This is a genomic window from Micrococcus sp. 63XJN7_6_ISO-PGPR-S23-444 (genome assembly GCF_058072765.1).
Genome location: NZ_CM176516.1, coordinates 614160 through 639795, shown reverse-complemented (window position 1 = coordinate 639795; position 25636 = coordinate 614160). Strand labels below are relative to the sequence as shown.

General features: G+C 70.6%; 26 protein-coding genes, 1 tRNA gene and 1 pseudogene. 6 read left to right on the top strand and 22 right to left on the bottom strand.

Features of this window, described 5'->3' with window-relative positions; genetic code table 11:
• Positions 1–13: 13 nt before the first annotated feature.
• From AC3RJ9_RS02950 to glsA, 5 genes are all read right to left on the bottom strand, one after another.
• Positions 14–937, bottom strand: a complete 924-nt coding sequence (locus AC3RJ9_RS02950; RefSeq protein WP_170747675.1) for a phage holin family protein — start codon at positions 935–937, stop codon at positions 14–16.
• Between the two features lie 131 nt (positions 938–1068).
• Positions 1069–1902 (bottom strand): aldo/keto reductase, encoded by an 834-nt coding sequence (locus tag AC3RJ9_RS02945; RefSeq protein WP_144918980.1) that lies wholly within the window; start codon positions 1900–1902, stop codon positions 1069–1071.
• Between the two features lie 80 nt (positions 1903–1982).
• Positions 1983–3053 carry a nucleoside hydrolase gene (locus AC3RJ9_RS02940; RefSeq protein WP_095347637.1) on the bottom strand — a complete coding sequence of 357 codons (1071 nt, stop codon included), beginning with the start codon at positions 3051–3053 and terminating at the stop codon, positions 1983–1985.
• Positions 3050–3988, bottom strand: a complete 939-nt coding sequence (locus tag AC3RJ9_RS02935; protein WP_095347636.1) for an SDR family oxidoreductase — start codon at positions 3986–3988, stop codon at positions 3050–3052. The genes AC3RJ9_RS02940 and AC3RJ9_RS02935 overlap by 4 nt, the downstream gene beginning before the upstream one ends.
• Before the next feature lie 113 nt (positions 3989–4101).
• Positions 4102–5052 carry a glutaminase A gene (glsA, locus tag AC3RJ9_RS02930; protein ID WP_069941728.1) on the bottom strand — a complete coding sequence of 317 codons (951 nt, stop codon included), beginning with the start codon at positions 5050–5052 and terminating at the stop codon, positions 4102–4104.
• A 103-nt stretch (positions 5053–5155) separates the two neighbouring features.
• Between glsA and AC3RJ9_RS02925 the strand changes: the two genes are divergently transcribed.
• A complete protein-coding gene (locus tag AC3RJ9_RS02925; RefSeq protein ID WP_152743227.1) occupies positions 5156–5533 on the top strand; it encodes a hypothetical protein in 378 nt (125 codons plus the stop codon).
• 87 nt (positions 5534–5620) lie between these two features.
• Positions 5621–6466 (top strand): alpha/beta fold hydrolase, encoded by an 846-nt coding sequence (locus AC3RJ9_RS02920; protein ID WP_020626611.1) that lies wholly within the window; start codon positions 5621–5623, stop codon positions 6464–6466.
• Positions 6467–7044: 578 nt separating this feature from the next.
• Here the strand turns inward: AC3RJ9_RS02920 and istB are convergent.
• The 9 genes and pseudogenes from istB to AC3RJ9_RS02875 all read right to left on the bottom strand — a co-directional run bounded on the left by istB (position 7045) and on the right by AC3RJ9_RS02875 (position 14568).
• Entirely contained in the window at positions 7045–7830 is a 786-nt protein-coding gene (gene istB, locus AC3RJ9_RS02915) for an IS21-like element helper ATPase IstB (RefSeq protein ID WP_010078636.1), read from the bottom strand.
• A pseudogene (locus AC3RJ9_RS02910) lies at positions 7827–8600 on the bottom strand (IS21-like element ISMlu14 family transposase); the annotation flags it as partial. The pseudogene AC3RJ9_RS02910 and the gene istB, both read right to left, overlap by 4 nt.
• 32 nt (positions 8601–8632) lie before the next feature.
• Positions 8633–9976 (bottom strand): IS256-like element ISMlu11 family transposase, encoded by a 1344-nt coding sequence (locus AC3RJ9_RS02905; protein WP_012750929.1) that lies wholly within the window; start codon positions 9974–9976, stop codon positions 8633–8635.
• 204 nt (positions 9977–10180) lie between these two features.
• Entirely contained in the window at positions 10181–10843 is a 663-nt protein-coding gene (locus AC3RJ9_RS02900; protein ID WP_123244412.1) for a hypothetical protein, read from the bottom strand.
• Positions 10844–10929: 86 nt separating this feature from the next.
• Positions 10930–11226, bottom strand: a complete 297-nt coding sequence (locus AC3RJ9_RS02895; protein ID WP_036340685.1) for a hypothetical protein — start codon at positions 11224–11226, stop codon at positions 10930–10932.
• Positions 11223–12068: an RNA polymerase sigma factor gene (locus AC3RJ9_RS02890; protein WP_227449005.1), complete on the bottom strand. Its 846-nt coding sequence runs from the start codon at positions 12066–12068 to the stop codon at positions 11223–11225. Before AC3RJ9_RS02890 ends, AC3RJ9_RS02895 begins: the two co-directional genes overlap by 4 nt.
• Positions 12068–12874 (bottom strand): helix-turn-helix domain-containing protein, encoded by an 807-nt coding sequence (locus tag AC3RJ9_RS02885; protein WP_241252432.1) that lies wholly within the window; start codon positions 12872–12874, stop codon positions 12068–12070. The genes AC3RJ9_RS02890 and AC3RJ9_RS02885 overlap by 1 nt, the downstream gene beginning before the upstream one ends.
• Before the next feature lie 38 nt (positions 12875–12912).
• Positions 12913–14256, bottom strand: a complete 1344-nt coding sequence (locus AC3RJ9_RS02880) for an IS256-like element ISMlu11 family transposase (RefSeq protein WP_012750929.1) — start codon at positions 14254–14256, stop codon at positions 12913–12915.
• Positions 14257–14289: 33 nt separating this feature from the next.
• Positions 14290–14568: a helix-turn-helix domain-containing protein gene (locus tag AC3RJ9_RS02875; protein WP_236557123.1), complete on the bottom strand. Its 279-nt coding sequence runs from the start codon at positions 14566–14568 to the stop codon at positions 14290–14292.
• Positions 14569–14738: 170 nt separating this feature from the next.
• Here AC3RJ9_RS02875 and AC3RJ9_RS02870 point away from each other — a divergent pair, with 170 nt between their 5' ends.
• Positions 14739–15992 (top strand): IS256-like element ISMlu1 family transposase, encoded by a 1254-nt coding sequence (locus AC3RJ9_RS02870; protein ID WP_010078638.1) that lies wholly within the window; start codon positions 14739–14741, stop codon positions 15990–15992.
• A 32-nt stretch (positions 15993–16024) separates the two neighbouring features.
• On the opposite strand, the gene AC3RJ9_RS02865 is transcribed toward AC3RJ9_RS02870, so the two are convergent.
• The 4 genes from AC3RJ9_RS02865 to AC3RJ9_RS02850 form a co-directional block, all read right to left on the bottom strand.
• Positions 16025–16879, bottom strand: coding sequence for a DUF2637 domain-containing protein (locus tag AC3RJ9_RS02865; protein ID WP_342344725.1), 855 nt, complete (start codon positions 16877–16879; stop codon positions 16025–16027).
• 19 nt (positions 16880–16898) lie between these two features.
• Positions 16899–18049 (bottom strand): IS3 family transposase gene (locus AC3RJ9_RS02860; protein WP_159833235.1). Its coding sequence is split into 2 segments (ribosomal slippage): positions 16899–17779 and positions 17779–18049, totalling 1152 coding nucleotides; the frame shifts between segments, so codons are not numbered across the junction.
• Positions 18050–18378: 329 nt separating this feature from the next.
• Positions 18379–19146 carry a helix-turn-helix domain-containing protein gene (locus AC3RJ9_RS02855; protein WP_230956249.1) on the bottom strand — a complete coding sequence of 256 codons (768 nt, stop codon included), beginning with the start codon at positions 19144–19146 and terminating at the stop codon, positions 18379–18381.
• A gap of 83 nt (positions 19147–19229) precedes the next feature.
• Positions 19230–19457 (bottom strand): helix-turn-helix domain-containing protein, encoded by a 228-nt coding sequence (locus tag AC3RJ9_RS02850; RefSeq protein ID WP_060974140.1) that lies wholly within the window; start codon positions 19455–19457, stop codon positions 19230–19232.
• A gap of 110 nt (positions 19458–19567) precedes the next feature.
• Between AC3RJ9_RS02850 and AC3RJ9_RS02845 the strand changes: the two genes are divergently transcribed.
• Complete coding sequence (locus AC3RJ9_RS02845) at positions 19568–19882, top strand: helix-turn-helix domain-containing protein (protein WP_081097766.1); 315 nt, start codon at positions 19568–19570, stop codon at positions 19880–19882.
• On the opposite strand, the gene AC3RJ9_RS02840 is transcribed toward AC3RJ9_RS02845, so the two are convergent.
• Positions 19844–19915: transfer RNA gene (locus AC3RJ9_RS02840), tRNA-Asn, on the bottom strand. The two genes, AC3RJ9_RS02845 and AC3RJ9_RS02840, sit on opposite strands and share 39 nt — an antisense overlap.
• Before the next feature lie 203 nt (positions 19916–20118).
• On the opposite strand from AC3RJ9_RS02840, the gene AC3RJ9_RS02835 reads away from it, so the two are divergent.
• Complete coding sequence (locus AC3RJ9_RS02835; protein ID WP_060974139.1) at positions 20119–20784, top strand: PepSY domain-containing protein; 666 nt, start codon at positions 20119–20121, stop codon at positions 20782–20784.
• A gap of 81 nt (positions 20785–20865) precedes the next feature.
• On the opposite strand, the gene dnaG is transcribed toward AC3RJ9_RS02835, so the two are convergent.
• From dnaG to AC3RJ9_RS02820, 3 genes are all read right to left on the bottom strand, one after another.
• Positions 20866–22776, bottom strand: a complete 1911-nt coding sequence (gene dnaG / locus AC3RJ9_RS02830; RefSeq protein WP_060974138.1) for a DNA primase — start codon at positions 22774–22776, stop codon at positions 20866–20868.
• 30 nt (positions 22777–22806) lie between these two features.
• Complete coding sequence (locus tag AC3RJ9_RS02825) at positions 22807–23052, bottom strand: hypothetical protein (protein ID WP_060974141.1); 246 nt, start codon at positions 23050–23052, stop codon at positions 22807–22809.
• Between the two features lie 62 nt (positions 23053–23114).
• Positions 23115–23981, bottom strand: a complete 867-nt coding sequence (locus AC3RJ9_RS02820; RefSeq protein WP_060974137.1) for an arsenic resistance protein — start codon at positions 23979–23981, stop codon at positions 23115–23117.
• A 32-nt stretch (positions 23982–24013) separates the two neighbouring features.
• Here AC3RJ9_RS02820 and AC3RJ9_RS02815 point away from each other — a divergent pair, with 32 nt between their 5' ends.
• A complete protein-coding gene (locus AC3RJ9_RS02815; protein ID WP_123244410.1) occupies positions 24014–25597 on the top strand; it encodes an anthranilate synthase component I family protein in 1584 nt (527 codons plus the stop codon).
• Positions 25598–25636: the final 39 nt, after the last annotated feature.

Here is a 25636-nt window from a genome sequence, read left to right as displayed (position 1 = left end):
GGGCGCCCTCGGATCAGCGGCGGCGCAGGCGGCCGGCGAGCGCCACGAACGCGGCGGAGGAGGCGCCGAGCAGCGCGAGCGGCTGCCAGTTGTCCTTCACGTAGTCCTCGGCCTCGGCGGTCCGCTCCCCCGCGCGGGCGGCACTGGTGAACGGCGCGGTCTGCTCGGTGGCGTGCGCGGTCTCGGGGGTGACCCCGCGACCCTTGCGCTGGGCGGCGAAGGCCGCGAGCTGGCCCTTCACGCTGGTCTTCTCGTCCAGGCCGGAGCGGATGTCGCCCAGGTGGCGGCGGCGCAGGTCGGCACGACGGCGGATCTCCGCCTCGGTGGCGTCGTCACGGCCCGGGTGGGGAGCGGCCTCGCCGTTCTTGCGGGCCTTCTTGTTCTCCTTCTTCTCCACCTTCTTCCGCTCGGCCTCGCGGGCGGCCTCGACGCGCTTGGCCTCGGCGCGCTCCGCCTTGAGGCGGTCGTACTCGGCCGGGTCGAAGGCGTTGCCCTCCTTGAGGTAGCCGAGGTCGTACTCGAGGTTGCGCACGGTCTCCTGCGGCACGAGCGGCATGGCGCCCTTGACCATCATGAGGCCGACGCCGGCGAAGATCAGGCCGAGCACGAGGAACGCCAGCGCCACCATCAGCGCCGGGAACCAGAAGGTCGGGTCGGCGAAGGCGCCGATCAGGGTCACCACGAGGGCGACCACCATGAGTGCGAGGAAGAACAGGCCCACCACCGCGATGCCGGCGCCGATGCCGGCCTTCTTGCCCTTCGCGGCCACGTGCCTCTTGGCGAGCTCGAGCTCGTCCTTCATCTGCAGGGGCAACAGGCGCACGAGGGCGCCGAGCAGGTCGGTCAGCGAGCTCGCGCGGGTCTGCGGGGTCACCGGGACGGCGGTCCGCGGCGCGCGGACCTTCGACGCATCGGCGGGGGGAGCCTGGTGGGACATGGTGCATGCCTTCCGTGGAGTGCCTGGACAGATGCGCCCGGGCGGCGCGGCGGTCGCCGGGCATTCTCGAGCAAAGCTATCACCGGCCCGCCCCCAGGGGGACGGGCCGGGTGCGCGCGGTGGCGGCTGGATCAGAAGTCGATGACCGCCGGGTCGGGGCCGAGACGGCCGTCCTCGCGGTCCAGCGCGTCGATCCGGGCGACGTCGTCGTCGGTCAGCTCCACCCCCGCGGCCTCGAGGTTCGAGACGATGCGCTCGGGCGTCACGGACTTGGGAATGACCACGAAGCCGTGGGCGAGGTGCCACGCGATGACCACCTGGGCCGGCGTCGCGCCGCGGGCCTCGGCGATCTCCGTGACCACGGGGTCGGCGAGGAGGTCGCCGCCCTGACCGAGCGGGGACCAGGACTCGTGGACGATGCCGTGGCGGCCCTCGACCTCGCGCAGCTCACGCTGCTGCCAGTACGGGTGGGTCTCGACCTGGTGGATCACGGGCACCACACCGGTGGCCTCGATGATCTCCTCGAGCTGGGCGGCCGGGAAGTTGGAGACGCCGATCGAGCGCACCTTGCCCTGCTTCTGCGCCTCGATCAGGGCCTTCCACGTCTCCAGGTACTTCCCCTGCGCAGGCTTGGCCCAGTGGATGAGGTAGAGGTCGACGTAGTCGGTGCCGAGCTTGTCCAGCGAGACGTCGAGGGCGGCGAGCGCCTCCTCGTAGCCCTGGTCCGAGTTCCACACCTTGGTGGTGAGGAACAGCTCCTCGCGGGCGACGCCGGACGCGGCGATGCCGCGGCCCACGCCCTCCTCGTTCCCGTAGATCGCGGCGGTGTCGATGTGGCGGTAGCCGGCGCGGATCGCCTGCTCGACGACGTCGGCCGCGACGTCGTCCTCGACCTGCCACACGCCGAGTCCGAGCTGCGGGATCTGCTGGCCGTCGTGGAACGGGACGGTGGGCACGCTGGTCATGGGGGCACTCCTGGGAGGTCGGGGTCGGGCGGATGCGTCGGATGCAACCGCACGCGGACGGGGGGCATTCCCGACGGCGGTCACCGGGCCGGGGAACCGCCGTCGAGCGTGCGCTCCCCCGCGACGACGGCGCCCACCGCGCGGGCGAAGGCCGCGAACACCTCCGCGGGGTCGTTGGCCGTGACGAGCTGGGCGTTGGGGCGCCTGCCCCAGATGTCCCGCGTGTCGTGGACGGTGGTGCCGCGCAGCAGCTCCGAGTCCGCCTCGACATCGACGACGGTGGCCCGCGTGGCGATGCGGGCCTGGCCCGCGGCCACCTGGGCGGCGAAGAGGTCGTGCAGGTGGGCGATGTAGCCCTGGTCGTAGTCGTGGTGGAACTCGAAGTAGAAGCGCAGTGCGTCGGCGAGCACGTCCAGGACGGGGCTGCCGGTGGCGGCGTCCGGCCCGGCGACCCGCGGCCGGTCCGCGGACCAGCCGACGGGGCGGGCCCCGGCGTCGGCCAAGAGGCCGTCCAGCAGGGCCGGCGTGTACTCGATCCGCTCCGTGGTCTCGAGCGCGCAGACCACCGGCAGGCGATCCTCGGGCAGGCCCTCGAAGGCCGCGAACACCTCCTTCGCGGCGTCCGGGTCCACCCAGGTGTTCCACTCGGCGGTGGGCGTGGTGTTGCCCGGATGATAGAAGGAGCCGCCCATGATCACGATGCCGCGGGCGAGGAACGGCAGGCGCGGCTCGACGCGCAGCGCGAGGGCCAGGTTCGTCAGCGGCGCGGTGCAGAGGATCGTCGTCTCCCCGGGGTGGGCCCGCAGCTCGTCCAGCCACACGTCCACGGCGGGCCGGGGCGAGAGCCGCTCGGGGCGCCGCTCGATCCGGGCGTGGCCGAGACCGCCGTCGCCGTGGGTCTCCGGGGTGATGGCCGCGGGCCGACGCAACGGGGTCTCGGCACCGACGGCCACCTCGACGTCGGCCCGACCGGCCAGGTCCAGCACCGCAGCCGTGTTCAGGGCGCAGTCCCGGGCGGTCGCGTTGCCTCCCGTGGTCGTGACGGCTGCGAGCTCGGGGCCGACACCCAGGCGGTGGGCGCCGACGAGGTGGAGCAGGGCGCAGGCATCGTCGATGCCGGTGTCGACGTCGGCGAGGAGGCGGGCGGTCACGGGGTGGGCGTGCCGCCGTTGGCGTTGAGGGTCTCGCCGTTGACGTAGCTGGACTCGCCCGAGGCAAGGAACACATAGGCGGGCGCCATCTCCACGGGCTGGCCGGCGCGGCCGATGGGGGTGCTGTGGCCGAACTCGGGCAGCTTCTCCTCGGGCTCACCGTAGGACACGTGCTGCACCGTCCAGATGGGCCCGGGCGCCACCGCGTTGACGCGGATGCCCTTCGGGCCGAGCTGCTCGGCCAGGCCCTTGGTGAAGTTGTTGATGGCGCCCTTGGTGGCGGCGTAGTCGAGGAGCCTCGGGTTGGGGTTGTAGGCCTGCACCGAGGTGGTGTTCACGATCGTGCTGCCCGGGCCCATGTGCTTCAGCGCGGCGCGGCTGAGCGTGAACATGGACATGATGTTGATCTGGAACGTCTCGTGGACCTGCTCGTCCGTGAGATCGGCCAGGTCATCGGAGATGAACTGCTTGCCCGCGTTGTTCACGAGGATGTCCAGGCCGCCGAGGCGCTTCGCCGCCTCGTCCACGAGGGCGGCGCGGTAGTCGGCGTCCATCAGGTCGCCCGGCAACGCGACGGCGGTGCGCCCGGCCGCCTCGATCGCCGCCAGGACGCGGTCGGCGTCGGGCTGCTCCTGAGGCAGGTAGGCGATGGCGACGTCCGCGCCCTCACGGGCGTAGGCGATGGCGACCGCGGCACCGATGCCGGAGTCGCCGCCGGTGATCAGGGCCTTGCGGCCGGTCAGCCGGCCCATCCCCCGGTACGAGTCCAGACCGATGTCCGGGACGGGATCCGTCTTCACGTCCAGGCCCGGCTCGGGCTGGCGCTGCTTGGCGACGCGGAGCTTCGGGTGGCGGGTGCGCGGGTCGTCGTGGGCCAGCTGGGAGTCCTGCACGGGGATCGCGGGGGCGTCGTCCTTCTTCTCTGGAGTGGTCATGGGCCCGATGCTACGAGGCGAGCGCCAGAGGGTGACAAGGGACGGGGCGCGGCGTCGTCGGCGGCGTGGCCCACGCGACGACGGCGCCGCGGCGGCTAGGCGTCAACGCGGGGTCAGCGGGGCCCGCTGAGGCCGCGCAGGGCGCCACGGTGCTGGAGCACGTGCAGGTCCCAGCGTGCGCTGAGCCCCTCGAACAACCCGATGCCACGCCGGGAGTTACCTTGCTCGTCCAGGCGCGGCGACCACGTGGCGATGCCCAGGGCCCCGGGCACGGCGCCGAGCAGCGCGCCCGAGACGCCGGACTTCGCGGGCACGCCGACCTCGGCCACCCACTGGCCGCTGGCGTCGTACATGCCGCAGGTGAGCATCACGGACATCGCCTGCTGCGCTACCCACTCGTCCAGCACCCGCTCCCCCGTCACGGGGTTCGTGCCGCCAGCGGCGAGGGTGGCGCCCATGACGGCCAGCTGGGGTGCGGTGACCAGGACCGAGCACTGCGCGAGGTACCCGGCCACGGCCTCGCGGGCCGAGATGGGCAGCCGGCCGGCGTCGGCGAGCAGGTGGGCCAGGCCCAGGTTGCGGTCGGCGCGGGTGCGCTCGGCGTCGAGGACGTCCTCGCAGACCTCCAGCTCGACGCCGGCCATCGCGCTGTAGCGGCGCAGCAGCAGGGCCGTCCGCTCATCCTCGTCCCCGGCGGGCAGGAGGGCGTGGACCAGGATGGCGCCGGCGTTGATCAGCGGGTTGTACGGCCGGCCGTCGTCGTGCAGGGACAGGTGGTTGAACGACTCACCGGAGGGCTCGACGCCCACGTCCTCCAGCACGTGGTCCAGGCCGATCTCCTGCAGCACCACCGCGTAGGTGAGGGCCTTGGAGACCGACTGCAGCGCGAAGGCGTGCTCGGTCTCCCCGGCGGCGGCCTGGTGACCGTCCACCGTGCACACCGCCACGGCGAGGCCGTCCACATGCTGGCCGGCGACGTCCTCGAGGTAGTCGGAGGGCTCACCGCGACGGTCGGACTCCACCTCGTCGAGCATCGCGCGCAGGTCGTCGTCGAATCGCGTCATGTCCATTCCTGGCACAGTAGTGGGCGGGCGCCCGGGTCGCGGGCGGGCGCCGGGCCGGTCACGGCGTTCACTGGACCGGGGCAATCGGGCCCAGCGGCAGGTCATGGCAAGACCCGGGGACCCGGGCCGGGAGTGTCGTCGGGGGCTGGATGTGCGGATCGGGACCTCCGGCTGGATCTACAAGCACGGGCGCGGGACCTTCTACCCGCAGGGGCTGCGGATCGCCGATCAGCTCGACCACTGCACGGAGCGCGACCGGGTGTCTCGCCTACGTGCGCTTCCACAACGCGGACCCGGACCGGCGCTACGGCGGATCGTTCTCCGACGCCGAGCTCGCCCCTGGGTGGGGCGGCTGCGGGAGCTGACCGGCGCGGACGCGGCGGGCGCACGGCCCGCTCACGTCTCCTTCTACAACGACAACCACGGCCACGCCGCCTTCAACGCGCTGACGCTGCGCAGGATGGCGGAGGCCGAAGCCTGACACGTGCCGAGCGCGTGCCTAGCGTGAGGAGGAAGCGGCGGCCGAGCGCCGCCGTCGTCCCCCGAGAGCACAGGAAGGCATGCGCACATGACCCTCATGCAGATCCCCACGGACCACGGCACGATCGGGCTGAACGTGGAGGAGTCCGGCCATGGGCGCCCCGTGGTCCTCATCCACGGCTGGCCGCTGACCCTCGACTCCTGGAAGGACCAGGTCGCAGCCCTGTCCCCGCACTATCGCGTGATCACCTACGACCGGCGCGGCTTCGGCGCCTCGGAGAAGCCCGCCGGCGGCTACGACTACGACACGATGACCGCCGACCTGTACGGCCTGCTCACCGAGCTCGACTTGCGCGACGTGACGCTCGTGGGCTTCTCGATGGGCGGCGGCGAGGTGGCGCGCTACATGTCCCGATTCGGCGCGGACCGGATCCACTCGGTGGTGTTCGCCGGCGCCGTGCCCCCGTACCTGCTGAAGACCGACGACAACCCGGACGGCCCGCTGACCGAGAAGCAGGCCGCCGAGATGCGCGCGGGTCTCGAGAAGGACCGCGAGTCGTTCTTCGACGACTTCACGACGACGTTCTTCTCCACCCCCAAGCTCGCCGGCCTGACCAGCAGCCTGAAGGTCACCGAGGAACAGCGCCAGGAGGCCATCCGGATGGCGCTGCAGTCCGACCAGACGGCGGCGCTGGCCTGCATGGACGCGTTCGGGGCCACCGACTTCCGCCGCGACCTGCCCGCAGTGACTGTGCCGGCCCTGGTCCTGCACGGCGACGCCGACCAGATCGTGCCGTTCGAGGGCTCCGGCAAGCGGACGCACAAGGCGATCGACGGCAGCCGCGTCGAACTGGTCAAGGATGCCCCGCACGGCTTCAACACCAGCCACTCCGAGGAGTTCAACCGGATCCTGCTGGAATTCCTGGCGGAGTGAGGGGGCAGGTAGGCCCACCAGAGTGCTGAACGCGACACGGCGCTCGTGGGGGTGGTGCATGCCATCCACCACGGCGCCGACGCTGACCTGTCAGGCTCGATCCGACGCCGTGATCACCCGGAGCGCGGGATCAGGCCGACCGGCCGGCAGAACCGCGCGTCAGGACGTCGAGTACGAAGCCGATCGGCCCATGACGGGTGCGCGCGTCCTGAAATAGGCCAGATCGGAACTGCGAGCCCCGGTCCTCGTGCACCAGGCACCCAGCCACCACGGCTGCACCGCCGCGGCCTGCGACGGCCTTGTTCGCGCAGAGACAGAGCTTCTCCTCAGCCGTGAAGTGCTTCCTGATGTCGGTCAGTCAGAGCCTGCGCGGCGCTTCTGGAGCGGGCTGGCGCACAGACCGAGGTGCTGTCGATCCATGACGGCGAGATTCAGGCGCGTGAGAAGGGTCTGTCAAGGGCCATTGAGTTCTGCCCATAGGCGGCCAGTGTTTCTTCCCGCTGGTGGCCATCAGAACTGCCCACTGGTGGCCAGCTGGTTTGCCCGTTTGGGTGGTGGTGCTGGCCACCGTGATGGGATCAGTTCAGTGGCATGACTCCCTTCCCGGCCATTGCCTGGGTCATCCGTACGGAGTCTCCGGTGGTCTGGCACACGTGGGCGTGGTGCAGGAGCCGGTCCACGGTGGCGGTGGCCAGGGTCTTGGGCATCAGCTCGTCGAAGCCGGCCGGGTGCAGGTTCGAGCTGATCGCTACGGAGCGTTTCTCGTAGGCGGCGTCCACGATGCGGTAGAGGCCCTCGGCGGCATCGTCGGCGACCGGCAGCAGGCCGATGTCGTCGATGACGATCAGGTCGGCGCGCAGGATTCGGGCGACGGCTTTGGTGATGGTGTCATCGGGCCGGTGGGCCCGGATCATCGCCCCGAGGTCCTCCAGGGTGAACCAGGCCACCCGCTTGCCCTCCTCCACGGCCTGCTGGCCCAGGGCCTCGAGGAAGAAGGTCTTGCCGGTGCCGGAGGGCCCGCAGACCACGAGGTTCTCTCTGCGCGAGAGCCATTCCAGGGTGCGCAGGGACTGCTGGGTCGGGGCCGGGATCGAGGAGGCGCCCGGATCCCAGGTCGTGAAGGTCTTGCCGGTGGGGAACCCGGCGGCCTTGCGCCGGGCGGCGAGCATGGATCGGGCCCGACCGGTGGTCTCCTCGACCAGCAGGGCCTTGAGGACCTCGGCCGGCTCCCAGCGTTGGGCCCGGGCGGTGGCCAGTACCTCGGCGGCGATACCGCGGGCGTGGGGCATCTTCAGCTGCCGCAACAGCGCCTCCAAATCGGCCGGCAGCGCCGGTGCGGCGGTGTTCGGGGTGTGGATGCTCACCGGGCTGCCCCCTCGGTGTTGGAGGTACCGAGGCCGGCCCAGCCGGCGGTGCCCTGGGTCAGGGACCGTTCCTCGGTGGCGGTGTGCATCCCGGTGCGGTGGCCGGCGGCGGTGAGCAGGGAGGCCAGGTCGCCGTGGGCGAAGCGCTGGTGCACCGCGGCCACCCCGAGGGCGCGGTCGACCTGGTCGGTGCCGGCGAGCTTGGCCAGGGTGACGGCCTCGGCCATCTTCTGACCGATCCGGCTGGTGCCGGCCGCGGCGGCCTCCACCAGCCAGGTCCTCGCTCCGGCCCCGATGGCCAGGAACTCGGCCTCCGCCGCCGAACGGGGCACCGGGGTGTAGTCCCCGGGCACCTTGTCCGTCTCGTGGCCGGGGAAGTGCGCGTCGTCGATGGCCGGGGACCCGGGCCGGGCCACCCGGTGCCGGGCGACCTCCACCGGCCCCTGCGCACCGGCGTGCATGATCACCACCATCGAGTCCGGTCCGGTGCCGTGATGGCGCACGAACACCTCGGCCCCGAGCAGGTGCGCGGGCACCGAGTACTGGGCGTTTTCGAAGGAGACCATCGGCGTGTTCTCCGGCACCTTCCGTCCCACCCCGTAGGCCACGGTGTGCGCCGTGGCGGGGATCCGATGCAACGCGCTGGTCTCCTCGGCGAGCATGTGGTCCGGGCGGCGCCGGGTCACCCGGTGCTCCCGGGAGTTCACCATGGCCATGAACCCCGCGCAGGCGGCCTCGAGCTCAGCGAACGAGGCGTACTGGTCCCGCAGGGCGTGTCAACTTGTCTGTGTAAGCGGGGTGGTCACAGGTAGGGGTTGATCCGGTCGGGGTAGGCCGCGGCGAGCTGGGCGAGGGCCTGCTTCCAGTTCGTGACGGCCTGGCCTTCGACGAGCCGGCCCTGGGCTTTGCGCTGGCCGGCGGGTTTGCCCCGGTCCCGAGCGCGTTCGGCGGCGCGTTTGTCTTCGATGTTGCAGATCGCCAGCCAGAGCAGCTTCACCGCCGCCTCGGTCGAGGGGAAGTGGCCGCGGTTCTTGGTCACCTTCCGTAGCTGGAAGTTCAGCGACTCGATGCTGTTGGTCGTGTAGATGACCTTGCGGAGCATGGGTGGGAACTGCAGGAACGGGATGAACCGCTCCCAGGAGTTCGCCCAGGTCGCGGCTGCAGACGGGTACTTCGTGCCGAGCTCGGAGGCCTCGAACTCGGCCAGCGCCTTCCTCGCGGTCTCTTCGTTGGGGGCGGTGTAGATCGGCTTCAGCGCGGCGGCGACCTTCTTGCGGTCCTGGTAGGCCACGAACCGCATCGCGGCCCGGATCAGGTGAACCACGCAGGTCTGGACCATCGAGTCCGGCCACGTCGCCTCGATCGCCTCCGGCAGGCCCTTGAGCCCGTCGCAGCACACGATCAGCACGTCCTGCACGCCCCGGTTGGCGAGATCGGCGCAGACGTGGGCCCAGAACGCCGAGCCCTCGGTGTCCTGGACCCAGATCCCCAGCACGTGCTTGATGCCCTCGAGGTCCACGCCGACGGCGATGTAGGCGGCACGGTTGAGGACCTGGCTGTTCTCTCGGATCTTGATCCGGATTGCGTCGAGATAGATCACCGGATAGAACTCCTCCAGCGGCCGCGACTGCCACGCCAGGACCTCTTCGCTCACGGCGTCGGTGATGTTGGAGATCGTCTCGTGCGACAGGTCCGTGCCGATCGTGGAGGCCAGGTGGTGCTGGATGTCCCGGATCGTCATTCCGCCGGCATAGAGGCTGATGATCATGTCATCCAGGCCCCCGAGGCGCCGCTGGCCCTTGGGCACCAGGCGCGGGGTGAACGACCCGCCCCGGTCTCGCGGGACGTCCAGCTCGATCGGCCCGACCTCGGACTCCACGGTCTTCGGGGTGGTCCCGTTGCGGGAGTTGGCGTGCTTCGGCGCCTCGCTCGAGCCCTTCTCGTAGCCCAGATGGCTGGTCAGCTCGGCCTGCAGGCCCCGCTCGAGCGCGGCCTTGACCAGCGCGGGCACGAACCCGCCGTCACCGGTGAGCTCGACGCCGCCCGCGTCGATCTGCGCGAACAGGGCATCAAGCTGCCCTGAGGCTTTCAGCTGCTCGACCAGGTCCTGGCCCGAGGGCTCGCCTGGGTTCTTCTCGTCGATCATGGTCATGATTCTTACCGTTCCTCTCGGTACGGCTTACACAGACCATCTGACACGCCCCCTGGATACCTTCCGGGCCGAACGGGCAACTCCCGCCCGCTGCCAGATGTACGACGCGCCCCACCGCCACGCATGTCACCTGGCCCGCACACGAGAAAGCCCCCACCCGCTGCATCCGCAGCAGGTGGGGGCAACTCGCAGATCAGATTAAGAGCAGTTCTGACCCCGCGTCAGCGTCAGGGTCCGCCCGGTCTGAGCACCGTTGGTCAGCGACTGACGCGCCACGTGCACCTCGACCGGCGAGCACTCGGCCGTGGCCTCGTTCTGTGCCGAGCAGTCCGGCTCACCCGACCCGTTCACCTCGCCCGTGGCGTACCACTTCACCGATGTGACGACCGTGTACGAGGATTCCGTGCCCGTAGCCTCCTTGCCCCACTCGTACCCGTCCAACGCGGGCTGTCCACCGAGCAACGCACTGATCACACGCTCACGCTCTGCCCGATCCGGCGACGGCTCCTCCTTGTCGAAGTCCCGCACCGCCTGCCGGTTGCAGGTCTGCTTCGGGGCGTTCTTCTCGATCGCGACCGACTGCGGCCTGGCCCCGGCGGGCATCAGCTCGCTCGTCCCCAGCCCAGCCCCCCAGCTCGTGCCGGCCGTGCCAGCGCCCAGCACCGTCGCCCCCACCGCCGCCAACGCGACCATCGTCCACCCCTTGCGCATCCCGCCAGGTGAGAACAAGGCCCTGCCCCACACCGCCAGCGCCACGCCAGCCCCCACCGCCAGGATCAGCACGACCAGCGGCGTCCCGACCACCCATCCACTGATCTGTGACCACCCCGACAGCCCGTCCGGGTTGATTCCGTTCAACATGTCCGACTCCTCGCCGCTCGTCTGGCCCGCTCTTGCTTCGTTGCCGTGTCTCGTCCTGGGTTCGCGGTCCCCACCGCGAAGGTCTGTCAGCGCGCCATCGCCTGCACCACCAGCACCCACACCACGAGCACCGCCAGCGCCACGGCCGCGATCACCCACCGACCCCGCGCCGAGTCCCACGCGTCCGGTACCCGCTCCTGCCACGACGTCGGCAGCGGCGCGTCCACGGACTCCGCCACCCACCGCCGCCCGGCCTCGCCTGCGCGCTGGCGCAGTCGCCGCACGGACGCGACCAGTCCCCGGTCCCGCTCTACGTAGACCACGCGCGGCTCCTGACCCTCCGGGACGTCATGGCTCTGCTCGAACTCCGTCTGCTCGCTCACTTCTCTGCCCTCTCGTTTCGGATCACCGTTGTCGCCACCCTCAGCAGGTGCCGTGTCTCGGCCAGGTACTGCCGACTCGTGGAGTGGCTGAACCCGGTGGCCTGCATGACGTCCTCGACCGTGACCGCTTCCATCCGGCCCCCCGCCTGCGCGCAGGCCAACGCGACCTGCCGCGCCCAGTCCCCCGCGTCCCCGTCGTCGGGAAGGCAGCTGATCAGCACACGCATCGTCACCGCCTGCCCCGAACGGGCCACCTCCTGCGCCGCCCGGACCACCCGGGCACAGCGCACCAGCTCACGCCGGGCCTGACGCAGTGCGGTCACCGAGACGCCCATCGCCTCCGATGCCGCCACGACGTCATCCCCGAACGCCAGCACCACGGCCAGGGCACGGGCCGTCATCTCCGAGGACTCCATGACCGACTCGACCACCCGCATCACCTCCGCGACTTCCCGGTGTGCAGCCAGCGCTTCAACCACAGCCTCGGCCGGGTCCTCCATGACCGTCGACACCGCGGTCTTCTCCCGCGCCACCGCGGAAGCCTCCAGCGCCTCCTGGCCCGCCCGCGACCGGCCGACCGCCCGCAGATGATCCACCGCTCGGTTCCGGGCGATGGTGCCGACCCAGGTCCGCAGGGAACCCCGGTCCGGATCGAACCGCTCCCGGGAGTGCCACGCGGACTCCCACGTGCTCTGGAGCACGTCCTCGACGACGTCGCCGTTGCCCGAGGGTCCGAGTACGGCCACCACCGTGCCTCGCACCGAGGCCACCGCTTCCGCCAGCTCGTCACCGGTCACCAGCACCATCCCCGCCGGAGCCACCCGGTCCGCCTGCCCGGTCATCAGTCCACCGCCTCCATCAACGCCCGTGGCATCGCCCGCCGCTCCAGCCGGCAGTGCGGGCAGTCTGCAAGCACGGCCTGCCCGTACGCCGGGATGTGCACGTCCGGGTCCTGGCACGGCTCACCGGTCCGCAGCTCACGCACCTGCCCCGAAGCAGCCGGAGCCTGAGTCACGGCGACCGGCCGGGGCCGGGTCACAGCGACCAATTCCTCGAACTCCGAGGCCAAGGACCGCGCCACGAAGGCCGTGGGCTTGCGCACCGGCCCCGAGGCCCGCGCCAAGACCACGTCCACGATGGACCGCAGCTGCCCGTCTCCGAGGTCCGCAGCCGCCGGCACCCGCTGAACCAAGTCCGCCAGGACCACACCCCGATGGACCAGCCCCACGCCTTCCCCACCGTCGATGACCTGATCGGTCCGTCGTCCGTCGTCCGTCGTCGTCTCCGCGCGCACTGCACCGGACTGACGGACTGACGGACGGACAGATGAGGGTTCTTGAGGGTTAGTCCGCGCGCGATCCTTATAGTCGGCAAAGTCGTGATTGTCGGGTGAGTCCGCCGAAATTGTCGGGTGAGTCGACTCACCCGACAGATTGTCGGGTCGCGTGTTCATGCGGGTCTCAGATTTACCCGACAGATTGTCGGGTCGCGTCTTCGTGCGGGTCTCAGATTTACCCGACAGATTGTCGGGTCGCGTCTTCGTGCGGGTCTCAGATTTACCCGACAGATTGTCGGGTCGCGTGTTCATGCGGGTCTCGGCGTCTTGGACAAGGTCGTTCAGGGCCTCTTCGCGGAGGTAGTACCTCAAGCCGAGGGCGTGTCAACTTGTCTGTGTAAGCGGGGTGGTCACAGGTAGGGGTTGATCCGGTCGGGGTAGGCCGCGGCGAGCTGGGCGAGGGCCTGCTTCCAGTTCGTGACGGCCTGGCCTTCGACGAGCCGGCCCTGGGCTTTGCGCTGGCCGGCGGGTTTGCCCCGGTCCCGAGCGCGTTCGGCGGCGCGTTTGTCTTCGATGTTGCAGATCGCCAGCCAGAGCAGCTTCACCGCCGCCTCGGTCGAGGGGAAGTGGCCGCGGTTCTTGGTCACCTTCCGTAGCTGGAAGTTCAGCGACTCGATGCTGTTGGTCGTGTAGATGACCTTGCGGAGCATGGGTGGGAACTGCAGGAACGGGATGAACCGCTCCCAGGAGTTCGCCCAGGTCGCGGCTGCAGACGGGTACTTCGTGCCGAGCTCGGAGGCCTCGAACTCGGCCAGCGCCTTCCTCGCGGTCTCTTCGTTGGGGGCGGTGTAGATCGGCTTCAGCGCGGCGGCGACCTTCTTGCGGTCCTGGTAGGCCACGAACCGCATCGCGGCCCGGATCAGGTGAACCACGCAGGTCTGGACCATCGAGTCCGGCCACGTCGCCTCGATCGCCTCCGGCAGGCCCTTGAGCCCGTCGCAGCACACGATCAGCACGTCCTGCACGCCCCGGTTGGCGAGATCGGCGCAGACGTGGGCCCAGAACGCCGAGCCCTCGGTGTCCTGGACCCAGATCCCCAGCACGTGCTTGATGCCCTCGAGGTCCACGCCGACGGCGATGTAGGCGGCACGGTTGAGGACCTGGCTGTTCTCTCGGATCTTGATCCGGATTGCGTCGAGATAGATCACCGGATAGAACTCCTCCAGCGGCCGCGACTGCCACGCCAGGACCTCTTCGCTCACGGCGTCGGTGATGTTGGAGATCGTCTCGTGCGACAGGTCCGTGCCGATCGTGGAGGCCAGGTGGTGCTGGATGTCCCGGATCGTCATTCCGCCGGCATAGAGGCTGATGATCATGTCATCCAGGCCCCCGAGGCGCCGCTGGCCCTTGGGCACCAGGCGCGGGGTGAACGACCCGCCCCGGTCTCGCGGGACGTCCAGCTCGATCGGCCCGACCTCGGACTCCACGGTCTTCGGGGTGGTCCCGTTGCGGGAGTTGGCGTGCTTCGGCGCCTCGCTCGAGCCCTTCTCGTAGCCCAGATGGCTGGTCAGCTCGGCCTGCAGGCCCCGCTCGAGCGCGGCCTTGACCAGCGCGGGCACGAACCCGCCGTCACCGGTGAGCTCGACGCCGCCCGCGTCGATCTGCGCGAACAGGGCATCAAGCTGCCCTGAGGCTTTCAGCTGCTCGACCAGGTCCTGGCCCGAGGGCTCGCCTGGGTTCTTCTCGTCGATCATGGTCATGATTCTTACCGTTCCTCTCGGTACGGCTTACACAGACCATCTGACACGCCCCAAGCCGATCCGCCCGCGCCCGTCCCCGTAGCGAGACTCGGTGTCCACCAGGCCCAGGTCTCGCAGGCGGGCGATGTGCCGCTCCACCGAACGCACCGTCTGGGCCGACCGCCGGGCCAACAACTCCTGGCTCGGGTGGCACGACCACGCCTCGTCCGCATGGTCACCCAGCAGCAAAAGCACGAACGCCTGGCCGGTGTTGAGTTGGCCTGTCTCCGCGACTTTCTGCGCCCACTTCATCGCTTCGATGCTCATGCCTGCTCCTCCTCGGTCCCGAATGCCTCGGCGTGCGCCTCACGGGCAAGTAGTGCCCCATAGAGTGGTGTAGCGCACGGTGACTGGGCACGTCGTTCCGGATGTGGACGCGGCCACCGTGTGATCCTTCGAGTCAACCTTCCACAGAATCCTCGAACGGAGTCATCACGATGACCGCTCCTCATATTGTCGACCCTGCCGGCCTGCTCGGCGAAGCCCTGTCCGAAGCATCCCCGGATTTGATGCGTTCGTTGCTGCAGACCGTGATCAACTCCCTGCTCTCCGCTGACGCCGACGCGGTGGTCGGCGCCGAATGGGGTAAACCCACCCCGGGCCGAGCTACCCAGCGCAACGGGTACCGGCACCGGGACCTGGACACCCGGGTCGGGACCCTGGACGTGGCGATCCCCAAACTCAGGTCGGGCACGTACTTCCCGGAGTGGCTGCTCGAGCGCCGCAAAAGGGCCGAATCCGCGCTGATCACGGTGGTCGCCGACTGCTACCTGGCCGGGGTCTCGACCCGGCGGATGGACAAACTGGTCAAGACCCTCGGGATCAACGCGCTGTCGAAGTCCCAGGTCTCGCGGATGGCCACCGAGCTGGACGAGCAGGTCGAGTCCTTCCGTCATCGCCCGCTCGGGGAGGCTGGGCCGTTCACGTTCGTGGCCGCCGACGCGCTGAGCATGAAGGTCCGCGAGGGCGGCCGGGTGGTCAACGCCGTGGTGCTGCTGGCCACCGGGGTCAATGGTGACGGCCACCGCGAGGTCCTCGGCCTGCGGGTGGCCACCTCGGAGACGGGGTCGGCGTGGAACGAGTTCTTCGCCGACCTGGTGGCCCGGGGCCTGACCGGAGTCCGCCTGGTCACTTCCGACGCCCACACCGGGCTCAAGGACGCCATCGCCGCGAACCTGCCCGGAGCGACCTGGCAGCGGTGCCGGACCCACTACGCGGCGAACCTGATGGGCATCACCCCCAAGTCCATGTGGCCGGCCGTGAAGGCCATGCTGCACTCGGTGTATGACCAGCCCGACGCCGCCAGCGTGGACGCCCAGTTCGACCGGCTGCTGGACTACGTCAGCGAAAAGCTGCCCGCGGTGGCCGAACACCTCGATGGTGCCCGGGCGGACATCCTGGCGTTCACCACGTTCCCCAAGGACGTGTGGACCCAGATCTGGTCGAACAACCCGGCCGAACGGCTCAACCGCGAGATCCGGCGTCGCACCGACGCCGTGGGCATCTTCCCGAACCGGGCAGCGATCGTGCGCCTGGTCGGGGCGGTGCTGGCTGAGCAGACCGATGAGTGGGCCGAGGGCCGCCGCTACCTCGGCCTCGAGGTGTTGGCCCGCTGCCGCCTCACCACCGTGGACGACACCGGGAACGAGGTGAACGCCGAACCGGAAACCACCCTCGAACTCAGCGCCTAGCAGCACCAATGGAGGATCAGAGCGTTACACCACTACTCGGGACTTGACCCACGGGCATCGGCCAAGCGGCGGCGCCCGGTGCGCTCTGAGCACCCGAACTTCTCTGCGACCTCCGCCGCCGAGGGCACCTGGCCCTCCTGCGCACGGGCCACGATCCATGCGGTGATGTCCGCACCCGATGCCTTCTCCACCGTCTTCGTCTCTGCGGCGACCGGCTCTGACGACGCCACGGTCTCGACGACCTCGATCCCCTGGGCGACCTGCGATTCCTCGACCACGGCCTGCGGAACCTCGCGGGCCTCGCGTTCGGTCTCGAGTTTGGCTTGACGCTCCATCCGTTCCAGCTCCTGCCGGTGCCGAGCCTCGGCCACCTCGGCCTCCCGCTCGGCCTCGCGCCGCTGGGCCTCGATCTGCCAGCGGCTCGCTGCGAGTTCGGCCTCCAGCTCCGCGCGCTGACGATCCAGCTCCGCCTGAGCCTTCAGCTGCTCTGCTTCCTCCGACACCTGCGATGCGCGCTCGGCCCGCCGCGAGTCCGGGTTCTCCACCGCGACCCGCGCCAGCTGATCCGTGGCCACGAACACCGCCACCGGAACCATCACCGCGATGAGCGCACCCACCACGGACTGCCACACGCTCGCGTTCTCAGCACTCCACGCATGCGCCCCGTTGGCGATCATCGACAGCCCCGTGAACGCCCCCAGCGCCCACCACGACGCCCGCGCGGACTCCCCTCGAGACTCGTGCACCAGTACGGAGCCTGCGTAGACCAGGATCGCCAGGTCTATGAAGACCGGCACTGCCCAATGCATGAACGGCGGCAGCCCCAGCCACGCCGCGACCTCGTACAGCGCCGCGAACGAAATGGAGAACGCCACCAGCCCGGCCACAGCGGTTGAGCCGCCCCCTTCATTCGGTCCGGACGTTCTGTGAGTCGCCGGTTTCCATTTGATGGGTGCACTGCCGAGCGTACTCGGCTGGGGTTAGGTAGCCGAGCGAGGAGTGCCGGCGGTGGTGGTTGTACTCGTCCTTCCAGTCGCCGATGATGACCTGTGCGTGCAGCAGCGAGTAGAAGCTGTTGATGTTGAGGCACTCGTCGCGGATCCGGCTGTTGAACGACTCGACGTACCCGTTGCGCCACGGCGAGCCCGGAGGGATGTAGGACAGGCCGGTGCGGGTGCCGGCCCAGTCGGCCATCGCCTCGCTGATGAACTCCGGCCCGTTGTCCGACCTGAGCACCGCCGGGGCGCCCCGGGCGGCGACGAGGTCCTCGAGGTGGGCGGTGAGTCGGTCGGCGGTAATCGAGCGCTCCACGAGCCCGCCGATGCACTCCCGGGTGTGTTCGTCGACGATCGAGCAGATCTTGATCGGCCGTCCGTGCTCGTCGACGTCGAACTGGAAGTCCACCGCCCACACCACGTTCGGCGCGTCCGCCGTCGGCGCGTCGACGGTCGAGGACCCGACGCGCTTGCGTCGACGCCGCTGCGGGACCCGGAGCCCTTCGTCACGCCACAGGCGTTGGATCTTCTTGTGGTTCACCACCCACCCCTCGGCGCGGGCGTCGTGATACGCCCGCCGATACCCGTAGCGGGGATGGTCCTTCGCCCAGGCGCGCAGCCACTCCCTGAGCGCCCGATCCGGGTCCGCGACCGTGTCGCCCTTGAGCGGTCGCCGGTACGCGGAGCGGCTCAGCCCGACCAGACGGCACGCCATCCGTTCGCTCACCCGCAACTTGCGCTTGAGGTGATCGACGGCGGCGCGGCGCCTGTCCGGGCTTAGAAGTTTCCCTCAGCCAGCTCCTTGAGCGCGGCCTTCTCCAGCTCCGCTTCCGCGAGCAGACGCTTCAGGGTCGCGTTCTGCTTCTCCAGCTCCTTCAGGCGCTTTGCGTCGTCGGCCTTGAGGCCGCCGTACTGGTTCCGCCACCGGTAGTACGTCTGCTCGGACACCCCGAGCTCCCGGCACACCGCCGCGACGTCCTGACCATCGGCGAGCATCCTGTCGGCCTGCCCGAGCTTACGGACGACCTGCTCGGGGGTGTGACGCTTCCTGCTGTTCGTCATGATCTGACCAGTCTCCCTGCCCGCGACCGCGGGCAACAGGACGACTCTCATAACGACTGGACCTACGAAACGGGGTCAGCCCACGGTCCCGGCCACCACGGCCCGGATGAACCGCCCATCGTTCGGGTTGACCCGGCGCGGAAGCGTCCGAATCCCACTGTCCGTGGGCCGCGCCCCGGTGCTATCCTTTGAGTGCTCGACCAGCGTGTTCTTTGGAATGTGCACCGTCTCGGATTGAGCGTTTTCGGAAGCCCCGACAGCCTGCCCGCTGGCCGGGGCTTCCGCCCTTTTCGGCCCAGACGTTCGGGCCTCCCACATCTGCTGCGCGCTCATCGCGTGCCCTCCTCGATCTTCTTCAGCACCTCATCCAGGTCGTCCACCGCGTCCCGCAGCGTCGACCGGATCTCCGCCTGGGACTCGCCCTCGACATGCCCCACGGACCGGATCACGTGCGCCAGCGTCCGCACGCACCGCACCGAGTCCCACACGACCCCGTGCAAGTCCTCGTCTTCGACCAGCGCCTTACCCGTCGCCGGAGACACCAGCGAGGCCACCGGGGTAGCCGCCTTGATCAGCGCTGGCACCGCGGCCGCACCCGACCCGTTGAACGCAGTCAGCACACGACGCGCGCGGCCCTTCTGTTCCTCGTCGTGCCGGACCAAGTTCAGCGGCTCGATCCCGAAGTCCTCGGCCGGCATGTCCAGCACCGAGTCCAGGCCCATCTGGCCCTCGAGCACCGCCTCTGGCCCTTCGGACGACGTCGCGGCTCGCTCGCGCACCGGCTGATAGGTCTTCCCGTCCGTGCCAGTCACCCGCCGAGCGTTTCCAGGTGTCCCATTTGGGACATCTCGACCCGCCGTCGCGTCGAGTTCCCGGTGCACGGTGCTCTTAGACAACTGAGTGGCGGTTGCGATGGCGCGTGCGCTCATGCCGGCCTCACGAAGTGAGAGGACCACGTCCTGCCGATATTCCAAGGGCGGACGGAGGTGGAGGTTTCCGAACTCACGGGTCACGTAGTCGTCCCAGCTGCGGTAGCCAAGAACGGCCCAGGCCCGTCCTCGATATGCCGAACGGATGAGGTGGTAGACCGACTCCATGCCAGTCTTAATCTGGTCCGTGAGGTCACGCGCTGCCGCAGCAGTCATGGACGCGCCGTGGTCAGGGTCAACCACTGTCGCCGTCACGGCTTCCCCTCCTCGGCCTCGAACACGAAGAGGTCTCGCATCGACAACCCAAGAAAGTCAGCGACGGTCTCGAGTTCCGTGAAGGTGAAATCGCGGTGCCCGTTCATACGTGCTGACACCGATGCGCGGCTTAGACCGAGGGCTTCGCCCAGGTCCCCCATGCTTTTGTCGGCCAGGGCCAACCTGGAGCGGATTTGCAGAGTTAACTGCTTCTGTCTCGTCATGGCCACCAGTGTTGTGCTACCCGCAACACTGGTCAAGCCGTATGTTGCTTATGTAGCAATTTTTTTTCGTATCCCATGACGACTGGCCTGCCCTTCGCTACGCTGGACACATGGATGAGTCAGAAATCAAGACCGCGCTCCTCGCGGAGATCCGCGCCTGGATGGGCCGCCGGCAGGTCAACCAGTCCGACATGGCCCGGCACATGGGCCTGACACGCAGCGCGGTCAGCCGGCGGATGAGCGGACAGCAGGACTTCACGTTCCCCGAACTGGCCTCGATCGCGGGGTGGCTCGACATCACGCTCGCTGAACTGTTCGGCCCGGTCGTCCTCCAGGCACGAAGAAGCCCCCGCACCGACATGGTCGGTGCAGGGGCCTCAGGATCGCTCCCCCGGTTGGATTCGAACCAACAACCCTTCGATTAACAGTCGAATGCTCTGCCGTTGAGCTACGGGGGAATGTGCCGCGAACCGCCGGAGCCGTTCGGACAACGGATGGAACTCTACCAGAGCCCCTGCCTGCGCGCCACCCGGCCGCGGGGCGCCGTCGTCGTCCTACCCACGCCCGGGGACCGGGCCCTTGCCAGGCACGGTTCCGGCGGGCCTACGGTGCGCGGACACCCCAAAACCATCAGGAACGGACCCGAAGGAGAGACGTGTCCATGACCATCACGACCCTCACACGCAAGACCGCCCTGACCGGCACGGGCATGCTCGCCGCCCTCGCCCTCGCGGCCTGCGGCACCACCTCCGACAACGGCGACGACGGCTCCGCCTCGCCGGGGGTCGACGCCTCCTCGGCGGTGGCGAGCACCCCCACCACGGACGACGCGTCGGGCTCGGCGTCGTCATCAGCCTCCTCCGCTTCGGCCTCGTCGACGGCCGCCGCGGCCGGCAGCGGCTCGGCCACCGGCCAGGCCGACGAGCCCGCCTACGCGGTGATCGACGCGGTCCTGGAGAAGTACGCCGACGGCATCATCGTCGCGGTGGATGCCAACGACGATGACACGACCTGGGAGGTCGACGTCGTGGTGGGCGAGGGGGCCAAGGAGCTGGACGTCACCGCCGACGGCGACATCACCGAGACCGATCGCGAGTCGGATCCCGAGGACGTCCAGAAGGCGAAGGAGGCCGAGGTCACCGCCCAGCAGGCCCTCGACACCGCCCGGGAGGGCCGTGACGGGGTGACCCTGGACGAGATGGACCTGGAGGACGACAACGGCACCCTCCAGTGGGAGGTCCGGTTCGATCGCGAGGACGGCTCCGACGGCCCCGAGGTCGAGATCGACGCCACGTCCGGCGAGGTGCTCACGGTCGACGAGCGCTGACGCCGCGCGGCCGACGGGCCGCCGTTTCCCGAACGAAAACGCGCCTGGAGCCGCCGTTTCCCGAACGAAAACGGGTGGGGGTCAGTCGTCGGCTCGGAGGGCCCGGCGGCGCGCCTCCAGTTCCATGAGCTCGCTGTTGAGGCGGGTGAACTCGGCGGGGTCGCCCTCGGGGCCGAGCCGCTGCAGGCGCCCGAGCAGCTCCTCCTTGCGGTGCACGATCTGCAGGGCGAACAGGCGGTTCATGATGTCCCGGCAGTACCGGTCCACATCCTCGGGAGTGCGGGCGGGCAGGTCGCGGACGGCCAGCTCGGAGACGACGCCGGCCACCTCCTGGGGCACGGCGTCCCGCACGGCGTCCACCCAGCGCTGCGGTGTCGCCCCCGCCGACCCGGCCACCTTCACGCCCTGGTGGACGGCGGCGTACTGCGGGACCGTGAAGCGGGCGGCGTACAGCGCGGTCCACTGCTCCGCGGAGAGCAGGGTGGGGTGCTGCAGCACCACCTCGAGGGACTCCCGCTCCCGGCGGGCGACGGGGTCACGCGGGTCCACCGGCACCACGATCCGCGGCGCCGGGGCGGCAGCCTCCCCGTGGCGGCCCGTGGGCCCGACCGCCTGCCCGTCGCTCGCCGGGGTCGGCCGTGCCTCGGGCTCGGGCCCCCGCCGCGGTGCGCGCCCGGCCGCGGCCACGGCCCGGTGCACGGCGTTCGGGCCCAGGCCGAGCCAGCCGGCCAACTCCCGCTCGTAGCCCGGGCGCAGGACGGCGTCCTTGATCCCCGCCACGATCGGCGCCGCGTGGCGCAGGGCGCCGGCGCGGCCCTCCACGGTGTTCAGGTCGTAGTCCTTCAGCCCCGCCCGGATCGCGAATTCGAAGAGCGGCCGCCGCGAGGCGATGAGCGCGCGCACGGCCTCGTCGCCCTTCTGCATGCGCAGGTCGCACGGGTCCATGCCGCTGGGCTCCACGGCCACGAACGTCTTGGCGAGGAACCGGTGGTCCTCGTCGAACGCCTTGAGGGCGGCCTTCTGCCCGGCCTCGTCGCCGTCGAAGGTGAAGATCACCTCGCCGCCCGTGCCGTCGTCGGAGATCAGGCGGCGGGCCACCTTGATGTGGTCCGCGCCGAACGCGGTGCCGCACGTGGCCACGGCCGTGCCGACGCCGGCCAGGTGGGCCGCCATCACGTCCGTGTAGCCCTCGACGAGCACCAGCTGGCGTTCCTTGGCGATCGTGCGCTTGGCCAGGTCGATGCCGTAGAGCACCTGGGACTTCTTGTAGAGCGGCGTCTCGGGGGTGTTCAGGTACTTGGGGCCGGGATCGTCGTCGTAGAGCTTGCGGGCGCCGAAGCCGATGGTCGCGCCGGTCATGTCCCGGATGGGCCAGAGCAGGCGGCCGCGGAACCGGTCGTACAGGCCGCGCTGTCCCTCGGACACCAGCCCGGAGGCGCGCAGCTCCTCGTCCCGGAAGCCGCGCTGCCGGAGGTGGTCCAGCAGATGCGACCACCCCTGCGGGGCGTACCCGAGGCCGAACTGCACCGCGTGCTCCTGCGTGAACCCGCGCTGGGTGAGGAAGTCGCGGGCGGCCTGGGCCTCGGGCGAGCCGAGGGCCCGACGGAAGAACTCGTCCGCCACCTTGTTCGCCTCGAACAGGCGACGACGGCGCCCCGTCTCCGCCTTGTCCGGGCCGGTGCCGCCGTCCTCGTAGTGCAGCTCCACCCCCACCCGGGACGCCAGTCGCTCCACGGTCTCCATGAACGTGGTGTGTTCAAGTTCCATGAGGAAGCTGATGACGTCCCCGTGCGCGCCGCATCCGAAGCAGTGATAGGTGCCCACGCCGGGGCGCACGTGGAACGACGGCGTCCGCTCGTCGTGGAACGGGCACAGCCCCTTGAACGAGCCCACGCCCGCCGAGCGCAGGGTGACGAACTCCTCCACCACGGCCTTCAGGTCCGTGCGCTCGCGGACGAGGTCGATGTCCTTGCGCACGATCAGTCCAGCCATGCGGACCATTCTAGGGACGGGGCGGGGCGGTCAGCCCCGAGCGGAACCGCCCTGCGTGGATGGCTCGGTCTCCGCTGCGGCCTGTGCAGGACCGGTCCCTGCCGCGCGGGACGCTTCGGTCCGCGCCGCGTCCACTCCCTCGGACGCGGGGCGCCCGGTGGCGGGGTCGATGACGGGCAGTGCGCCGGTGGCCGCCTCGACCAGCGGATGGAACAGCGCGGCCGACGCCAGGCCGCCGTGACGGCGGCGCGCCGAGGACACGAACGAGAGGCTCATGTCGCCCACCATAGCCACCCGGGACCGTGATTCCGGTCACGGTAAGGCAACATTCTGGGCGGTCAGGTCACGGTTCGACCCGCGCCCGCCCCCGCGGACTGCCCGTGCAGCGGCAGCAGCCGGGGCACCAGGCGGACGAGGCTCACCATCGCCCCGAGCTCCACGAGCGTCTGCGTCACCACCACGAGCGGGGCCGGGTCCAGGCTCGCCGGCAGGGCCAACGCCAGCGGCAGCACGACCAGGGAGTTCCGCGTCGCGCCCGAGGACACGAGCGCTCGTCCTGCGGGCACATCGAGGCGCGCCCACCGCGCAGCCACCACACCGAGGGCCACCATCACGACGGCGAACGCCACGAACAGGGGCACGACGGCGGCCAGCGCGGGCAGCCGTTCCCCCACCCCGCGGATCTGCGAGGCGACCACCGTGAACAGCGTGACGACCATGAGCGGGACCATCGCCACCGTGAACCCGCGCACCACCCCGGCCGCCGTGTCCCGCACCCCACCGCGGCCGCGCACCGCACCCCACTGGAGCAGCGCCGCGAGCGCGAGCGGCACCAGAATCAGCATGACCAGAGCACGGACGAAGGGCCCGACGTCGACCGCGGCCACCGCCGCCCCGCCCGCGAGTGCGGTGAACGCGATGACGTAGTCCACGCACGGGGCCAGCAGCACGAGGAGCACGCCCACGAGCAGCGCGTCGTCGTGGGCCACGAACCGGCTCAGCCCGAACACCACCGCCGGCACCACCACGAAGTTCAGGACCAGCAGTGCCCCGAGGAACCTGCCGTCCCGCAGCCCCGCGCCCAGCGCGGCGAACGGCACCGCCAGGAACGTCGCCAGCAGGAGCAGCGCGAGGACCGGCTCGACGAGCACCGCCCACGCGTCGGCCCCGGGCACGGCCCACCCGACGACGGCGCCCGCGGCGATCCCGGCGGGGGCTGACCCCTACGCTGGGGGCCATGCCCACCGCCCCCGCACCGTCCGAGGCCGCTGCCACCCCGTTGCACGTGGCCGTGCGCACGCTCGACGCCGCGGCGCTCGCGGCGGCCGGGCACACGGCGGCGACCGCCGTGGCCGCGGTCTATGCGCACGCCGTCGTGCGCGGGGCCGCGTCGTTCTGGCTGGACTCCGCTCTGCCGGACCCGGCCGAGGCGCGCTGGTCCGTGGCGGGCGACGGGCTGGACGTGCTCGGCGAGGAGCAGGGTCGCGTGCCCTCCCCTGGCCCGCGGCTGGTCCGGCACGACGACCCCGCCGATCCGGACCGCGCGTGGGCGGACCTCGGGGCCGCGGCCGCGCCCCGGTCGGTGGTCGGCGGCGAGGGCCTGCCCCTGCGCGGCGGCCTGGTCGGCTGGCTCGGCTACGAACTTGGCATGGCGGATTTGGGGGTGTCCCCGCCCTCACGCCGACCCGAGGACCCCGCGCCCCTGCCCGCGCAGTTCTGGGTGCGCCCGTCCCGCTACGTCGTGGCCGACCACGCGGCCGGGGTGCTGCACTGCTGCGTCGTCTCCCTCGATCCGACCACCGCGGAGGCCGGGGCCGACCGCTGGGCGGCGGACGTGCGCCGCGCCCTCGCCGCGGCCCGCCGCGCTCTCGAGACGGCGGCGGGCGACGTCGTCGTGCCCCCGCCGCGGGACGCCGGCCCGGGGCCGCGGGCCGATGAGGAGGCGCCGGGCACGTGGCGCGAGGACCGGGCGGCGTACGCCGAGCAGATCGCCCGTTGCCGCGCCGCGCTGCATGCCGGCGACTCCTACGAGCTGTGCCTGACCACCCGCTTCGACGCCGATCCCGGGCTGCGCGTGAACCCGCTGGTCCTGTTCCACGAGCTCGCCGCGCACCAGCCGGCCCCGTACGCGGCGCTGCTGGAGCACGGCACGGGCGCCCGCCGGTGGGCCGTGGTCTCTGCCTCACCGGAGCGGTTCCTCGCCGGGCGCGAGGGCCGGTACAGCACCAAGCCGATCAAGGGCACGGCCGCCCGCCTGCCGGACCCGGCCGGGGACGCCGAGGCCGCCCGCGCGCTCGCCGCCGACCCCAAGACGCGCGCCGAGAACCTCATGATCGTGGACCTGCTGCGCAACGACCTCTCCCGGGTGTGCGAGCCCGGCTCCGTGCAGGTGCCCTCCCTCATGGCGGTGGAGAGCTACGCGAGCGTCCACCAGCTCGTCTCCACGGTCACGGGCACGGCACGGGCCGGCGTCGAGCCCGTGGACGTGGTGCGGTCGCTGTTCCCCGGCGGCTCGATGACGGGCGCGCCGAAGCGACGCAGCGTCGAGCTGCTGGCCGCGTGGGAGGCCTCCCCGCGCGGGGTCTACTCCGGGGCGCTGGGGATGCTGAGCGCGGACGGGACGACGTCGTTGTCCGTCGTGATCCGCACGGCCGTGCTCGCCGGGGGCCGCTGGTCCGTGGGGGCCGGCGGGGCGATCGTCGCGGACTCGGACCCGGCCGCCGAGCACGACGAGGTCCTCCTCAAGGCCCGCGGCCTGCGCCGGGCCCTCGCCCGCGCCGCCGGCACGGGTCTGCCGACGACGGCGCCCGACGTCGCCTGACCCCACCCTGTGGTTCGGGGGCGATATTCGGCGGTATTC

Coding starts and splice junctions, on each gene's coding strand:
- AC3RJ9_RS02950 (WP_170747675.1), bottom strand. CDS start 937: ATGTCCCACCAGGCTCCCCCCGCCGATGCGTCGAAGGTCCGCGCGCCG.
- AC3RJ9_RS02945 (WP_144918980.1), bottom strand. CDS start 1,902: ATGACCAGCGTGCCCACCGTCCCGTTCCACGACGGCCAGCAGATCCCG.
- AC3RJ9_RS02935 (WP_095347636.1), bottom strand. CDS start 3,988: ATGACCACTCCAGAGAAGAAGGACGACGCCCCCGCGATCCCCGTGCAG.
- glsA (WP_069941728.1), bottom strand. CDS start 5,052: ATGACGCGATTCGACGACGACCTGCGCGCGATGCTCGACGAGGTGGAG.
- AC3RJ9_RS02925 (WP_152743227.1), top strand. CDS start 5,156: ATGGCAAGACCCGGGGACCCGGGCCGGGAGTGTCGTCGGGGGCTGGAT.
- AC3RJ9_RS02920 (WP_020626611.1), top strand. CDS start 5,621: ATGACCCTCATGCAGATCCCCACGGACCACGGCACGATCGGGCTGAAC.
- AC3RJ9_RS02905 (WP_012750929.1), bottom strand. CDS start 9,976: ATGATCGACGAGAAGAACCCAGGCGAGCCCTCGGGCCAGGACCTGGTC.
- AC3RJ9_RS02900 (WP_123244412.1), bottom strand. CDS start 10,843: ATGTTGAACGGAATCAACCCGGACGGGCTGTCGGGGTGGTCACAGATC.
- AC3RJ9_RS02890 (WP_227449005.1), bottom strand. CDS start 12,068: ATGACCGGGCAGGCGGACCGGGTGGCTCCGGCGGGGATGGTGCTGGTG.
- AC3RJ9_RS02880 (WP_012750929.1), bottom strand. CDS start 14,256: ATGATCGACGAGAAGAACCCAGGCGAGCCCTCGGGCCAGGACCTGGTC.
- AC3RJ9_RS02875 (WP_236557123.1), bottom strand. CDS start 14,568: ATGAGCATCGAAGCGATGAAGTGGGCGCAGAAAGTCGCGGAGACAGGC.
- AC3RJ9_RS02870 (WP_010078638.1), top strand. CDS start 14,739: ATGACCGCTCCTCATATTGTCGACCCTGCCGGCCTGCTCGGCGAAGCC.
- AC3RJ9_RS02855 (WP_230956249.1), bottom strand. CDS start 19,146: ATGGAGTCGGTCTACCACCTCATCCGTTCGGCATATCGAGGACGGGCC.
- AC3RJ9_RS02850 (WP_060974140.1), bottom strand. CDS start 19,457: ATGACGAGACAGAAGCAGTTAACTCTGCAAATCCGCTCCAGGTTGGCC.
- AC3RJ9_RS02845 (WP_081097766.1), top strand. CDS start 19,568: ATGGATGAGTCAGAAATCAAGACCGCGCTCCTCGCGGAGATCCGCGCC.
- AC3RJ9_RS02835 (WP_060974139.1), top strand. CDS start 20,119: ATGACCATCACGACCCTCACACGCAAGACCGCCCTGACCGGCACGGGC.
- dnaG (WP_060974138.1), bottom strand. CDS start 22,776: ATGGCTGGACTGATCGTGCGCAAGGACATCGACCTCGTCCGCGAGCGC.
- AC3RJ9_RS02825 (WP_060974141.1), bottom strand. CDS start 23,052: ATGAGCCTCTCGTTCGTGTCCTCGGCGCGCCGCCGTCACGGCGGCCTG.
- AC3RJ9_RS02815 (WP_123244410.1), top strand. CDS start 24,014: ATGCCCACCGCCCCCGCACCGTCCGAGGCCGCTGCCACCCCGTTGCAC.